16 protein-coding genes and 1 pseudogene are annotated in these 13,350 nt (G+C 55.8%); 6 read left to right on the top strand and 11 right to left on the bottom strand.

Going from position 1 to position 13,350, the window contains the following annotated elements:
• Nucleotides 1-114: 114 nt before the first annotated feature.
• A complete protein-coding gene (locus QP908_RS11260) occupies nucleotides 115-426 on the top strand; it encodes a histone-like nucleoid-structuring protein Lsr2 (protein WP_284772305.1) in 312 nt (103 codons plus the stop codon).
• A gap of 1 nt (nucleotide 427) precedes the next feature.
• Here the strand turns inward: QP908_RS11260 and QP908_RS11255 are convergent, their stop codons facing one another.
• Both QP908_RS11255 and QP908_RS11250 read right to left on the bottom strand, forming a co-directional pair.
• Complete coding sequence (locus QP908_RS11255) at nucleotides 428-1,066, bottom strand: response regulator (RefSeq protein ID WP_023029700.1); 639 nt, start codon at nucleotides 1,064-1,066, stop codon at nucleotides 428-430.
• 37 nt (nucleotides 1,067-1,103) lie between these two features.
• The gene (locus QP908_RS11250) at nucleotides 1,104-2,267 is read right to left on the bottom strand and encodes a sensor histidine kinase (RefSeq protein ID WP_284772304.1); all 1,164 of its coding nucleotides are present in this window, start codon (nucleotides 2,265-2,267) and stop codon (nucleotides 1,104-1,106) included.
• On the opposite strand from QP908_RS11250, the gene QP908_RS11245 reads away from it, so the two are divergent.
• Nucleotides 2,266-2,796 (top strand): DUF2020 domain-containing protein, encoded by a 531-nt coding sequence (locus QP908_RS11245; RefSeq protein WP_284772303.1) that lies wholly within the window; start codon nucleotides 2,266-2,268, stop codon nucleotides 2,794-2,796. The two genes, QP908_RS11250 and QP908_RS11245, sit on opposite strands and share 2 nt — an antisense overlap.
• Here QP908_RS11245 and QP908_RS11240 read toward each other — a convergent pair.
• Both QP908_RS11240 and QP908_RS11235 read right to left on the bottom strand, forming a co-directional pair.
• Nucleotides 2,793-2,945: a hypothetical protein gene (locus QP908_RS11240; RefSeq protein WP_239269333.1), complete on the bottom strand. Its 153-nt coding sequence runs from the start codon at nucleotides 2,943-2,945 to the stop codon at nucleotides 2,793-2,795. The genes QP908_RS11245 and QP908_RS11240 overlap by 4 nt on opposite strands.
• Complete coding sequence (locus tag QP908_RS11235) at nucleotides 2,945-3,607, bottom strand: class E sortase (protein ID WP_284772302.1); 663 nt, start codon at nucleotides 3,605-3,607, stop codon at nucleotides 2,945-2,947. The genes QP908_RS11240 and QP908_RS11235 overlap by 1 nt, the downstream gene beginning before the upstream one ends.
• Before the next feature lie 35 nt (nucleotides 3,608-3,642).
• Between QP908_RS11235 and yidC the strand changes: the two genes are divergently transcribed.
• Complete coding sequence (gene yidC / locus QP908_RS11230) at nucleotides 3,643-4,587, top strand: membrane protein insertase YidC (protein WP_284772301.1); 945 nt, start codon at nucleotides 3,643-3,645, stop codon at nucleotides 4,585-4,587.
• Here the strand turns inward: yidC and QP908_RS11225 are convergent.
• From QP908_RS11225 to QP908_RS11215, 3 genes are all read right to left on the bottom strand, one after another.
• Nucleotides 4,544-5,152, bottom strand: a complete 609-nt coding sequence (locus QP908_RS11225; protein WP_284772300.1) for a TetR/AcrR family transcriptional regulator — start codon at nucleotides 5,150-5,152, stop codon at nucleotides 4,544-4,546. The genes yidC and QP908_RS11225 overlap by 44 nt on opposite strands.
• Nucleotides 5,153-5,230: 78 nt before the next feature.
• Nucleotides 5,231-5,482: a GlsB/YeaQ/YmgE family stress response membrane protein gene (locus QP908_RS11220; protein WP_284772299.1), complete on the bottom strand. Its 252-nt coding sequence runs from the start codon at nucleotides 5,480-5,482 to the stop codon at nucleotides 5,231-5,233.
• A 178-nt stretch (nucleotides 5,483-5,660) separates the two neighbouring features.
• The gene (locus tag QP908_RS11215; protein WP_284772298.1) at nucleotides 5,661-6,560 is read right to left on the bottom strand and encodes a universal stress protein; all 900 of its coding nucleotides are present in this window, start codon (nucleotides 6,558-6,560) and stop codon (nucleotides 5,661-5,663) included.
• A 120-nt stretch (nucleotides 6,561-6,680) separates the two neighbouring features.
• Here QP908_RS11215 and QP908_RS11210 point away from each other — a divergent pair, with 120 nt between their 5' ends.
• The 3 genes from QP908_RS11210 to QP908_RS11200 all read left to right on the top strand — a co-directional run bounded on the left by QP908_RS11210 (nucleotide 6,681) and on the right by QP908_RS11200 (nucleotide 9,540).
• A complete protein-coding gene (locus tag QP908_RS11210; protein ID WP_284772308.1) occupies nucleotides 6,681-7,727 on the top strand; it encodes a pseudouridine synthase in 1,047 nt (348 codons plus the stop codon).
• A 687-nt stretch (nucleotides 7,728-8,414) separates the two neighbouring features.
• Nucleotides 8,415-8,663, top strand: a complete 249-nt coding sequence (locus QP908_RS11205; RefSeq protein WP_284772307.1) for an integrase core domain-containing protein — start codon at nucleotides 8,415-8,417, stop codon at nucleotides 8,661-8,663.
• 106 nt (nucleotides 8,664-8,769) lie between these two features.
• Nucleotides 8,770-9,540: an alpha/beta fold hydrolase gene (locus tag QP908_RS11200; RefSeq protein ID WP_284772306.1), complete on the top strand. Its 771-nt coding sequence runs from the start codon at nucleotides 8,770-8,772 to the stop codon at nucleotides 9,538-9,540.
• Between the two features lie 57 nt (nucleotides 9,541-9,597).
• Here the strand turns inward: QP908_RS11200 and QP908_RS11195 are convergent, their stop codons facing one another.
• The 4 genes and pseudogenes from QP908_RS11195 to QP908_RS11180 form a co-directional block, all read right to left on the bottom strand.
• Entirely contained in the window at nucleotides 9,598-9,906 is a 309-nt protein-coding gene (locus QP908_RS11195; RefSeq protein ID WP_284772297.1) for a muconolactone Delta-isomerase, read from the bottom strand.
• Between the two features lie 89 nt (nucleotides 9,907-9,995).
• Nucleotides 9,996-11,117: a muconate/chloromuconate family cycloisomerase gene (locus QP908_RS11190; protein WP_284772296.1), complete on the bottom strand. Its 1,122-nt coding sequence runs from the start codon at nucleotides 11,115-11,117 to the stop codon at nucleotides 9,996-9,998.
• A 16-nt stretch (nucleotides 11,118-11,133) separates the two neighbouring features.
• Nucleotides 11,134-11,994, bottom strand: a complete 861-nt coding sequence (catA, locus tag QP908_RS11185; RefSeq protein ID WP_284772295.1) for a catechol 1,2-dioxygenase — start codon at nucleotides 11,992-11,994, stop codon at nucleotides 11,134-11,136.
• Between the two features lie 411 nt (nucleotides 11,995-12,405).
• Nucleotides 12,406-13,350 (bottom strand): annotated as a pseudogene (locus QP908_RS11180) (IS3 family transposase); the annotation flags it as partial.

The following is a 13,350-nucleotide window of genomic DNA, read 5'->3' as shown; positions in this document are numbered from 1 at the left end:
AAACCGGCTACCGGGCGGCTACCGCCACCCCGGTACCTGGTACCGCCTTACCGGTCCCTAAAACAAGCCCGCGTCATAGGTAAACATATCTACGCAATAAACCAGGGAGGTATTATGGCACGCCGCGAAATCACGCAATTTTATGATGACCTTGATAATAAACTCATTGGTGAGGATGAATTAGAAGTAGTCCGCTTCAGCGTCAATGGGCACAGCTACATCATGGATCTATCCCGCGATAATGCCCGCCGCTTCCACGAGGCAATCGCCCCCTTTGTCGAGGCCGCACATGCCGCCCCCGATGCGGAATCCCCACAGGCCGATCCGCGCAAGGTCCGCGAATGGGCGCAAAAGCAGGGCCATGACGTAGCGCGCCGCGGCAAGATCCCCCAGAACATCATCGACGCTTACAACGCGGCCCACTAGATTAGAGCACGCCCTGTTCCCTGGCGGCCGCCACCGCGGAGGTGCGCGAGCGCACGCCCAATTTGTCATAAATGTGCACCAGATGGGATTTCACCGTGGCCTCAGAAAGCATGAGGTCCTGGCCAATCTGTCGGTTCGAGGCCCCCGCCGCCACCAGTTGCAGCACCTCTAGCTCGCGCGGGGTCAGCGAGGTGCGGGGCGTGCGGACCCGGGTCATGAGGCGATCGGCCACGATGGGCGAAAGTGCCGAGTCCCCCTCCGCGGTAGAATGGACGGCATCCAAAAGCTCCTGCGGCGGGGCATCTTTTAGGAGGTAGCCCACCGCGCCTGCCTCGATGGCGCCGAGGATATCCGCATCGGTGTCGTAATTGGTGATGACCAGCACCTTGGGCGGCGTGCTCATGGAGGAGCGAATCTGCGCGGTAGCTTCGACGCCACCCATCACGCGCGTTCCTTCCAGGCCCGCCCCGAAGCGCAGGTCCATGAGGATGACATCGATACCGCCTGCTTGCGCCGCGGACACCGCCGCCTCCGCCGTCGCGACCTCGCCCACGACGTCGATGTCTTCTGCGCCTTCGAGCACCGAACGCAGCCCCAGCCGCACGATCTCGTGGTCATCTGCCAAAAGGACCCGAATCACGACATCCCTCCTATCGATGTTTTTCTCAACCAAAAGTTTAATCTACCGCCTTATCAAAGGGCATACTAACTGACACAGCCGTTCCCTCCCCCGGCGCAGATTCTATAACCACATCGCCGCCCAGCTCCTGCGCGCGGCGCCGCATAGCAGATAGGCCAATATGCCCCAGGCCCGCCGGCGTGCTTTCCACCGTCGCGGGTTCAAAACCCTGCCCATTATCCACCACATCCACGCGCACCTCGTCGGTTTCATAGGTGACGGTGATCCGGGCGCGGCTGGCATGGGCATGCTTGACGATGTTCCCCACCGCCCCCTGTGCAATCCGCAATAACGCCGCCTCCACCTTCATCGGCAGCTGCTGCTCCGCACCCTCACTGTCGACCTCCACCTGGAACCCCGCCGTAGCGGCGAAGTTTTCCGCCATGCGCGTCAGCGCCGCCTCGAGGGAGGTCTCCGTCAGTGTGGGCGGCTGGAGCGCCGCAATCATGGCACGCGCCTCATGCAGGTTATCCGCCGCGGCCCGCCGCGCAAGCTCAATGCGCCTGCGTGCGGCAGCAATGTCTTCTTTTTCCAGATCCCGGTCGGCGGAGTGCAGGAGCATCTGAATCGATGACAGCCCCTGGGCCAAGGTGTCATGAATCTCGTGGGCGATGCGCTGGCGCTCGGCCACCATGCCCGCGTCTCGTTCCGTGGCCGCCAACTGCGTACGAGTTTCTACTAGCTCCCGGTTCATGCGCGATAGCGTGCGAAACGCATACGTAATCGCCACGGTGACCAGCGCCGAGACCGCCGGGCCCATCACCCCGCCAAAGGTCAGGCCTCCCGGTATCTGCACCACGATGGTGAGCACGGTAGCGCCAATCACACACAAGATACCTGCAGTCATATCCAGCACGGTCAGGTACAAAAAGTACATGACGAATACCAGGTAGATGGCGGCGGGAGCCACGAATAGATCCGCGCCCCATAACACCGTGAGGATGCTTATCCACAGGTAGTGCATGGGCCGCGGCCACTGCTCCGCATAGATCGATCCCGCAAAGTAGACGGCCGCGAACCCCACCAATAGCAATAGGTTGATAAGGGACTGGGATAGCGGCATTTTCACCGAGGTAAAAATACCCACCACCAACAGGACCGCCGTTAAGAAGTGGATACCGGTGCGCAGCGCATCGGTATCCCGATCTAGTGTGGAGCTCATGCGCAAAAGCCTACTTGTCCTTCTCACACTGACCGGAATAGGGATCGCGGGATGCCAGACCGAGCAAGCAGACCAAGCCGAACCGGGAGACGAGGTGGCATCGGAAAGCGCCGCCATCAACGTGGAACAGACCGCAGAGGTCAACGAATGGAGCGATTGTCCTTATATCGCCCCCGGCTGGTTAGAAAATACCAATGGTGAGCGCCTTACCAAGCAGGGCATCGACACGCGCTTTCCCACCCCCGCGTGCGTCTTCTGGTCCTATCAGGACCACCCGCAAGCTACCGTCATCGTGCGCGAAATGCCCACCGTAGAAGACGCCCGCGCCGCGGTGGATTGGGCAGCGCCAATCGATGCCACCGAGCCCGCCTCCTTTGCAGGCTGGGAAGGCGGACGGGGCATCATCAATGAGCAGGCCGTCTATGCTGTGCAAAAGGACACCCACGCGGTGCTGGTGTGGAGCAATCAGCAACAGACCTTCAAGTCCGAGCAGATTGCCCAGGAAGCCATTGCCAATTTAGGGCTTTAAACCGCGACGTCGTTATAGGGCATCATCGGCGACACCCAGGGGAATACGACCTCCATGAGGAGGAAGAACACTCCCACCACAATGGCGATGGCGAGTAGCGCCTTCACTGGCTTCGGCCCTGGCAATAGATTCCACAAAGCGCGATACATTACTTAGCTTCCTTTCCAACTTCCATCGCGTGCACGATCATGCGCTCGGCGTTGGAAAATTGTGGGTGACAGGTAGTCAGAGTCAGCATTCCCTGCGTGGGATCCGCTTCAGTTCCCGGCACGGGGTCGATCACTGAGACATCGCCAGGCGTGGTGATATGCCTGCCGGCAACATGGCTATATTCTTCTGGTACTTCATCGAAGCAATCCGCATGCTCGCCATCGATGGGCAGCACCTTGTAGGTAATCTTTTCCGTGTGGGTTTCGATGATGATGTCATCGCAGGTGTGCAATGAACCCAAATCATTGAATGGGGCACCCTTGCCCACGCGGTGCCCAGCTACCGCAAAATTCCCTAATTCACCTGGCATTTGCGTGTCCTCATAGTGGCCAGGGCCGCGCAATAGATCATCTTCATCCGTACCTTGGATGATGGCAAAGTGATAATCAGAGCCAAAGGCAGGGATGGACATCTGTGCGAAGGCCTCTCCCAAATCTGGGTCTTTCTTCTCCCGCGGGTTGCGCCACTGCTTTTCTAATTTCGTATTAGCTTCATCTTGTAAGCGCCCTGATTCCACATTCGTCCAATATGCTTCATAGAATGCAAATAGAACTAAAACCAAACCAATGGTTAGCATGAGTTCGCCGAGAACTTTTGTCATGTTCTAAACCATACTTCCTCACCGAAAGGTACAGCATGTTCGAGTTCTTCATGTACCCGGTTTCCGGAATCATGAAATTCTGGCATTGGCTTATCAGCGGCTTCGTTGATGAATCCGCTGCCTGGCTTGTCTCCATTTTCCTTTTGGTGCTCACCGTGAGAGGCATCGTCATCCCTCTCAACTGGATGTCGGTGCGCTCCGCACGCATCGGCGTTCTCATGCGGCCGGAGAATAACCATATCTCCAAGGAGATGAACCACGCCAGTACCAAAGAGGAAATGGCTGCGCTCATCAAAAAGCAGCAAGACCTCATGAAGAGCTATAACTACAAACCTGCTGCTGGTTGCATCCCTCCGCTCATCATGATTCCGGTTTTCATTGGTTTGTACCAAGTGATCCTTCGGATGTCGAAAATCGATCAGGACTCAAAGACCGTCGGCATGCTCAATGCTGACGACGTCGCGGCCTTCCGTAAAACCACTTTCTACGGCGCCCCGATCACTGATTTCGCCCGCGAACACGGCGATCTGCTTAATCCCGTGCTCATTGCGGCCATCGTCTTTACCATGGCGAATTCCATCATCGCCCTGATCCGCAGCTTCCGCACCACGCAATTCGATCTAAAACTGAACCGCCGCGTATTCATCTTCATGGGCATTTTGCTCATCATCGTGCCCTTCTTCCTCTGGCACCTGGCCCATAATGGCCCCATTCCCGTCGCAATCATTATTTATTGGGGCTGTGCCTATTGGATCACCCTCATTCAGACCATCATCTTCGAAATCATGCTGCGCGAGTTCTACCCGCTTACAGATGAAGTGAATGCGATGCGTCGCGAGAGCCTTCAAAATTGGCGCAATAAAGAAAAACAACCCGCTCTTTCCAAGGAAGAGAAAAAGCGGGTCAACCGGCTGCGCATGGAGGCGCACAAGCACCTTAAATCGAGTAATCAGCAGGAGGAGCCGAAAGCATCTGAGTAGCCAGCTCGCGGGCGGTATAGAGCGGCCCTGCTTCTTTAGTTAGGCGGGATCCGGCAAGACCTCCATCGAGGAAAATCAAGAGCTGGCTTGCTTGGGAGGCCGAGGGATAGCCGTTGCGCTCCGTCAACAGCGCCGTCAAGGTGGAGTGCACCCAATTTCGATGCTGCATGCAGGCCGCGACGATGCCGCGCTCCGAATCCGTTTCAGGCCGCGGATACTCACCCGCTGCATTCAAGAAGTGCGAACCGCGGAATCCTTCTTCCGGCTCTTCCTCAATGAACTTGTCAAAAAAGGCCAAGATCTTTTGGTCCGGATCCTGCATGGCAGCCGTCCGCTGCTCCCAGTCCTGGCGGAACTGCTCATCCAAGGACTCTACGTAGGCAATAACCAAGGCATCCTTGGAGCCAAACAAGGAATATAGGGATGCCTTGGCCACATCCGCTTCGCGCAAGATGCGGTCAATACCGATGACGCGAATGCCCTCAGTTTTAAAGAGCTTGGTTGCAGATTCCAACAATCGGCTCCGCGGGCTGGGTCGATTGCGGCGCGACTTCTTCTCTGCCATGGATTCCTCTCTACAACGACAAAACCGGTTCATCTACACTTTATAGACAAACCGGTATGTACGCTAATTATATGCGGACTATTGTTTCACCTTGTCCACAATCCACAGCAAGAGGCAAGCGCCCGCGGTGGCCGCGATGATGGAGAAGAACCAACCACCACTAGCCTCAATATTCAGGAGTTGGATGATGATGCCACCGATGAGGCCACCGACAACACCCACCACCAGGTTGGTGAATAGCCCGTGGTCACGCTTCATAATCTTCTCTGCCAGCCAACCAGCGATGATACCAACAATGATCGAGGTGAATAGACCCAAACCTAATCCCATGATTTCCTCCTAATATAAACGTATCGAATACTCCCCAGTTTAAACCCCCGCGGCTCGAGTGGGGATAACAAATACGACACATTTGTATAGCAAAGTGGCTCTAAAACACCAGAAGCGCTCCACTCCCTAGCTGCGAAAGCCGGGAGAAGAGCGCCGGGAAGTCAGGCTAGCGAAAGATTTAGCCTTCGTCGTCTGGGCGTACCACCATCATCGGGCACGGTGCAGACTGCAACAATGCGCGGGAGGTAGAGCCAAGGACCATGCCCTTGAACCCACCACGGCCGTGGGAGCCAACGACGAGAAGCTGCGCGCCTTCGGCGGCCTCCGTCAATGCACGGACGGGGCGGTCACGGGTGATCTGCTTCTTTACCTCAACATCGGGGAACTCTTCGCGCGGTTCCTTCAGGTTTTCTTCCAGCACCTCAGTCTGTTCCTTTTCAATTTCTGCCCACTCAGATTGAGCTGCAGAAAGGCCGGCGAGGGATGCCTGGATTTGCATATCCATCCAGGTGTGCACGGCAACGAGGGCCGCGCCGCGAGCCTGGGCTTCGCGGAAGGCATAGGAGGTGGCCTTCTGAGAAACCTCGGAACCGTCCACACCAACGACGACTGGGCCGTATTTGGTGGAGTCGGTGACATTATTATCTTCACGAACCACAACTACCGGGCAAGCGGCGTGGGAGACAACTGCGGCGGAGACAGAGCCCATGACCATGCCAGACAGGCCGCCCATACCGCGCGAACCCATCACGACCATGGTGACGTCATGAGACATCTCCAAGAGCATGTCGATGGGGGAGCCCTCTGCGATGGTGTGCCCGATCTTGAGCTCTGGGGCTACCTCGTGAGCGATTGCACGGGCTTCCTCGATCTTTTCCAGGGTCTCTTCCTGCAAGTCATCGTAGAGGTCCTTCGGCGGAACCATACCTTCTGCATACAGGAACTGCGGTATGGTGTAGCTCGATGCGATGCGCAGGGGGATTTCCCTCTTCATCGCGGTATTTGCTGCCCAACGGACGGCGTTCTTTGAGGCGTCAGAGCCGTCGACGGCGACGACTACAATGTCTTCCTTGGCCATGATCTTTCCTTTCGGTGGTTATACCTTAATTATAGTACGGATTAGGCTTAATGGTTGACAGTTGCAGGATCAGAATTGGACGGAGAGAAAATTTCGAGGAGCGTTCGGAATACGTCCCTTATCACCGCGCCAATTCCATCATTGAAAAAGGCCATCACCTGGTCCGCGAGAGAATTAATATCCATGTCAAACACACTAATAGATCGCAAAAAGGGATTCATCCCTTTGCCCATCAAAAATGGGCTCAATCCTACGCGCGTACGCACCCCGGAGGCAGGCCTTAGCACCTGGAATTTCCTCAGCGAAGTCATATCCTCCCAGCGTCACCGCCACCCCAATGATGATGCACAGGCGCTGCATGACCGATTCACCGCGGGCGAGGTAGTCCTGCGCGATCAAACTCCCCTAAAGCCAGGTACCGTGCTCGGCAAAGATGTCGATGTCTTTTTCTACCGCATCCCTGCACCAGAAACACCCGTGCCCTATGACATCCCCATAATCTATGAAGATGACAACATTCTGGTAGCCGATAAGCCCCCATTCATGGCCACCATGCCGCGCGCCCGGCACATCGTCGAAACCGCCACCGTTCGCCTCCGCCGTTCCACCGGAAACAACGAGTTAGTGCCGGCACACCGGCTCGACCGCCTCACTTCGGGCCTGCTTCTTTTTACCAAACACAAGGACGTCCGCGGCGCCTACCAGTCCCTCTTTGCAGAAAAGAAAGTCCACAAGACCTACCAGGCGGTCGCGGAATTCCGCCGCTTGCCGACGCCCCTCCAATGGTCCTCCCACCTAACTAAAACGCCCGGTGAAATCCAAGGACGAATAGCAGATGGTGAACCAAATGCTTTCACCACCCTAGAATCGGTAGAACCCATTGATAAGGCCCCTTATGAAAAAGTTCATGGGCCACAACCAGACCTTGGCGTCTACACCCTAAAACCACAGACTGGGAAGACCCATCAATTGCGGCTGCACATGTGGCAGGCGGGCATACCGATCCTCGGTGATCCTGTCTATCCCACCATTCTCCCAGAGGAAGCTGAAGACATGGCCGTGCCCATGCACTTAACAGCAACGGACTTGGAATTCACCGATCCACTTACCGGAAAAATCCGCCATTTCACCTCAGGCCTGCCTTTAGCCACGCACAATTTATTTTAGGCCCAGGTAGCTTCGACAGCTTTTCTTCTCGCCTTAGCCACCAAAGATCAACCCACTTAAGCCGTATAATTCTTCTCCGTAATCTTTATGGGGGCGGCGGGGCCGAACTGCATAGAGCTCACGCGATACTGAGGACACCAGGCGTCTCGTATTCGTCACTGTCGTTTACGCGGGTGCACGCACGCTGTAACTCAACCACAAATCCAGTTCGCTCTTTCAAAAATGAAACACTAGGAACCATCGTTCGGTAGAAAGATCTGGAGAACCGCGTCCTGCCACCCTGGAACGTCGAGATGTGGAGATCAACTGTGCTGCTTGGAACCGTGTACCTCACGTCAGTACCTCGAAACCCGCTATGCAATTACACGTTCTGACTGGTGAACTCGCTTGGGCCCAAAAATTCGTTGGATTCTTATCAGCAGGGATTTCGCAGACTACCTGCTGTGTATGCCGGCTGGGGTGGGACCTGACCCCTGTTTGGTAGACACCTGATATCCAGCCCGGTTGGGTTGGCAAGATTGGTAATCTACAAAATAGGGGTCAGGTCCGCTCACTTCAGGCGTTGCCACTGCAGGCACTGAACCAAACGACCCAAGTGCGCACAGCACACAGCCGAACTGGTTCAATTCTGACCACGGTTCGTAGTATGCGAGCCTCGTCCATAACGACCGTCTTGCCGAGCATGGAATCGCAGAATCCACTGGGACCGTTGGCGATTCCTATGACAATGCCTTGGCCGAGAACATCAACGGTTCCTATAAGAATGAGCTCATTTATACCCGAAGGTGGGCAGACGTTGTCGAGATGGAGATCGCGGCGTTTGAGTGGGTGAATTGGTGGAACGAATCCAAGCTCCACCAGTGCCTTGGTTACCGCACACCAGCCGAGATTGAATCAGAGTTTTGGAGCCGACAACCGGCCCAAGGAATAATGTAAATTAAGGCAACCGCCTAGGAACAAACTCTAGGACACTTCAGCCCGATTTTCCTGCTGACATCTCTTCGGGGATGCAGTCCAAAACCAAAACATAGAAAGAAGGCCCATTTTGATCCTCCATTCCGTTGACTACGGTCCTAAGGACGCGGGACAGAGTGTCGTTTTTCTGGGCTCGATCGCATCTACGTCAGATATGTGGCTGCCCCAGCTCGATACCCTCTCGCACAACCACCGCGTCATCGCGCTAGACCACCGCGGGCACGGCCGATCCGCAGATCCACAGGTCACTCCCGGTAACAGTACCTTTGACGACCTCACCACCGACGTGCTAGAAACCCTCGACAGCATCAACGTCAACAACTTCGCAGTCGTCGGATTGTCCTTAGGCGGGGCAATCGCCCAATACCTTGCAGCAACATCTAACCGCGTAACCAAGGCCGCATTCTTATGCACCGCCGCCTACTTCGGCGGACCCAACAAATGGTTACCACGCGCCGAACTTACCCGCGCGCAGGGTTTGGCCCCCATGGTCGACAACATCGTGAACCTGTGGTTCACCGAGCAGTTCCGTTCGGCCAACCCAGCAACCATCGATGATTATCGACGAATGATCCTGACCACCCGCGGCACCGGCTACGCCTCTTGCTCAGATGCCCTCGCAACCTGGGACTTTCGAAACCGCTTAAACGACATCACCGTCCCCGTGCTCACTCTCGCAGGAGACCAAGATCAATCCACCCCGCCGCCAGCCTTAGAAGAGATCGCCGCCGGGGTGTCCGGCCCAGTGACAAAAGTTGTCGTCTCCCCCGGCGCTCACGTTCCTACCATCGAGGTCCCCGACCAAGTCAACCAAGCCCTCGCAAAATTCCTGGCATAGTCACAAAACCACCAAGGCCCCGTCCATGACAGACGGGGCCTTCATCTTTGCCTTTTATCAGTCCCCTGCGGGCTGGGCGAAGAAATTATCGGTCACCGCGTTAGGGTGAACAGCCAAAGGGGTGACCTTGATGGTGAGGTAAGCGAACATCGGAAAGCCAGACAACACGTTATGCAACTCATCGTTGTCAGCCACGTCGAGGACACAGTAGTTCGCGTACTCGCCCACCACCCGCCAAATCCCCTTCATCACACCAGCGCGCTGCAAACCGCCGGAATACTCCTGCTCACGAGCAACCAGGTCCGCCTTCACCTCTGGATCAATCGTCGGGGGAAACTCGACTCGCATATGGGCTAAGAACAACACGATTCCTTCTTTCTCTACAGTTGGTTTTCTCAGTACTCAAAACAATGTTCCCCAGAAACCTAGCCGCTGGGGAACGCACAACGCGACACTTAGTCGCGGGTGAAACGCTCAATCGCATCCCAATCAGGGTCCAAACCAAGTCCCGGCCCCGAAGGAAGTTTCACCATACCATCGACATACTCCAAGTCAGTGGTGGTATACGACTCACTCAACAACATCGGCCCAAACAACTCCGAACCAAACGAAATCGCTTGCGTCGAACACGCAAAATGCAGCGAAGCAGCCGTACCAAACGGCCCCTCCAACGACGTCGCACCATGACACGCCAACCCCGCAGCTTCCGCAATCGCAGCAGTCTTCTTCGACTCCAACAACCCACCCAACTTAGTGGTCTTCACCGCAATCACATCAGCCGCCTGCTCACGAACCACCCGCAAACAGTCCGCCGGTGAGCACACCGACTCATCAGCCATCACCGGCACGCCAATACGGCGGGTGATCTCACGCAAGGAATCAAGATCATGCGCCGGGGTGGGCTGCTCAAACAACTCCACACCCGCATCCGCCAACGCCGGCAGATACTTCAAAGCAGTCAAGCGATCCCACCTAGCGTTGACATCAATACGCAGACTGTATGCGCCATCCAACTCGGCAGCTAACTCAACGATTCGTTGCGTATCGACGGCCGGATCCCCCGAACCCATCTTCAGCTTGAAACTACGGTGCCCATGCGAGGCAACACGCTCCTCAATCTCAGCAACAGCGTCAGCAAGAGGCAACACCCCCAGCGCCCACGTGACATCATTTTCATCCCGCACCCGGCCACCTAACAAATCACGCACCGGGATACCCAACGCGCGAGCCCACGCGTCATGCATCGCCACATCACACGCGGCTTTAGCAAACCGCATATTAGCCACCGATTTCTCAAAATCACGCATGATGCCCGCAAGATCGGACACCTCACGCCCCACCATGATGGGGGCCAGGTGACCGTCGATAAGCACCTTCATGGTCTCAGCCGACTCCCCACCCCACCATGGTCCACCAGGAACAACTCCTTCGCCGAAACCAGTCACCCCACCTTCAAGCACGACGCTGACCAGCAGAATCGGCTGTTCGTGGGCAGTGTAAGTGGCGAACTTATGCGGGCGGATGAGGGGGACGTCGAGAAGCCTGGTGTCGACGCGTGCGATGGTGAAATCAGTCATGGTTCGGGGCTTTCGTCTAGTCTTCCTTGTCCAAGGCGAAGTTGTAGGTCACCTCAGCCACGCCGTCGGCGTTTGGCTGCGGATTAAGCATAAGCTCCGGCTTCACAGCGGTTGCAACATCGCTTTCTACCCACTCGCCGCCCTCGAAGTACAGCTGGGTGGTGATGGTGCGGTAGCCGGGGGCCTTGACCATCAAGTGCAGGTGAGCCGGACGCCACGGGTGACCACCGTAGGACTCAATGAACCAGCCAGTCGGGCCGTCATGCGGGATCTGGTACGGGGCTGGCTCCAAGGTCGTAATGTGGAAATTGCCCTGGTCATCAGTAATGATCGTGGCGCGCAGGTTCCACTCCGGCAGGTTCGGAGCGAACTGGGAGTAGTAGCCTTCCTTGTCCGCATGCCACAACTCGATAGTTGCACCGCCCAAGCCCTTGCCATCAACGTCGGTGACCTGGCCGGTGAAGATGAGGGAATCAGCCTCACGGTCTTGGTCCCGCATCGGCATGACAGCAGGAGTGTGCAACTCCGGCGCCTTTTCCACGTAGTATGGGCCCTCAATGGAACCCTTCGTGCCAGTGTAATCGTTGCGGTTGTAGTTGATTTTCTCGATCTCGTGCTCAACGAAAACGTCCAGCCACAGCGGCCACTCGCCGTACTCACCGACCTGAATTATCCAGTTCTTCAACACACGGTACTCGTCGTAGGTGACCTGGTGCTTGTGAGCAACCTCTGCAATGGCGGCGAGCAGATCGGTGTAGATCTCATTCGCGCGCTCCTTCGAGGTATCCGACTTCACAATGTCGTTTTTGAACTTATCGGTAGCGGCGGTGCCGGAACCCTTAGCAGTAGCAACTTCCTGGGTGATGTCCTCAGACATGATTCCTCCTGGGATGTGATCGGGTCACTAGACGATCTCTACTATGATCTGATTCACTTCAACTGGCAAGTGATTTATACCTGCGGGGGTAGTCGAGGTGGATCCCGGCATATTCACTCCCACAAGGAAGAACAAGATTTACTCCCAGGAGGCAGAGCAAAAGCGCCAAGTGACCAGCACTATTTTATATAAATGCCCAGAACATGAACCTCGTTACGTTAGGTCAATAGGTGTGTTTTTAAACCCCTATCAATTACCCCCATTGCGTTGTTAGCAGTTCCACCTCAGGGAACCGAAGATTCATAGCCTGTCCACTCGATTGGGCGGGCTATGTTTATGTTCGTTCACGCCGTCCGAAAGGACAGTGGGGTTGCCCGCAAATCGTGGACACGTTGTTAAGCTGCTTAGGGGTTAAGCAGCGGTTTTCTTATTACAATTTTGATCAGCGAGCTGGGCTTCGAAATCGACGGGGCTTACCATCCCGATGGACGAGTGGCGACGGCGCCGGTTGTAGACAATCTCAATCCAGCGAGCCACCGCCTTCCGGGCTTCGTTGCGGGTTCGCCATTCCTTCCGATCGTAAAATTCGGTCTTCAATGTCGACCAGAACGACTCGGCCATCGCATTGTCAAAGCAGACACCAGTACGGCCGACCGATTGAGCAATACCTAGTTGCTGGCAAACATTCCACAATTGTTCACTCGTGAACTGAGTGCCACGATCTGCGTGGAATACCACGCCATCGGGTACGTCACCACGCAGGGTATAAGCCATGCGCAGTGCACGTTCAACCAGGTAAGAATCCTGCACACTATCCATGGACCAGCCGAGGACTCGGCGGGAGTGTCCATCGCGGATAACGCATAGGTACAGCCAGCCCTCACTCGTGCGTAGATAGGTAATATCCGACATCCACACTCGATTAAGCTGCCCTTGATCAAATAGGCGTTTCACCAGGTCGGCAAGCGTGGACCTCCGCTTGGATTGAATCGTCGTTACGGGAACAAACGCCCTGGGTGAGATGCCCTCAATCCCCATCATCCGCATGCGCTTGGCCACGGTTTTAGGATTGACCATGATGTCCTTCTCCGCCAGTTCTGCATTAATACGAGGAGCACCATAGACTTCGTCGGACTCCTCCCGGATCTCATGGATGAGAACATCCAATCGGTCTAAGAAACGCTGACGCTGATTTTCGCCGCGAAGCCGTACTGCTTGAGCCTTGTGCCATTTATAGTAGCCAGAACGGGAAACCTCTAATAACCTGCTCATTCTTTTTATGCTGTAGTTCGCCTTGCTCTGGCTGCATTAGCTCAAATTTTTCCGATCGCGTTGCCTCAAAGCGAAGAAGGCGGT

This window comes from Corynebacterium sp. MSK204 (assembly GCF_030229885.1).
Taxonomy (GTDB): domain Bacteria; phylum Actinomycetota; class Actinomycetes; order Mycobacteriales; family Mycobacteriaceae; genus Corynebacterium.
The sequence above is the reverse complement of the archived record's forward strand: the minus strand, read 5'-3'. Positions and strand labels throughout refer to the sequence as shown.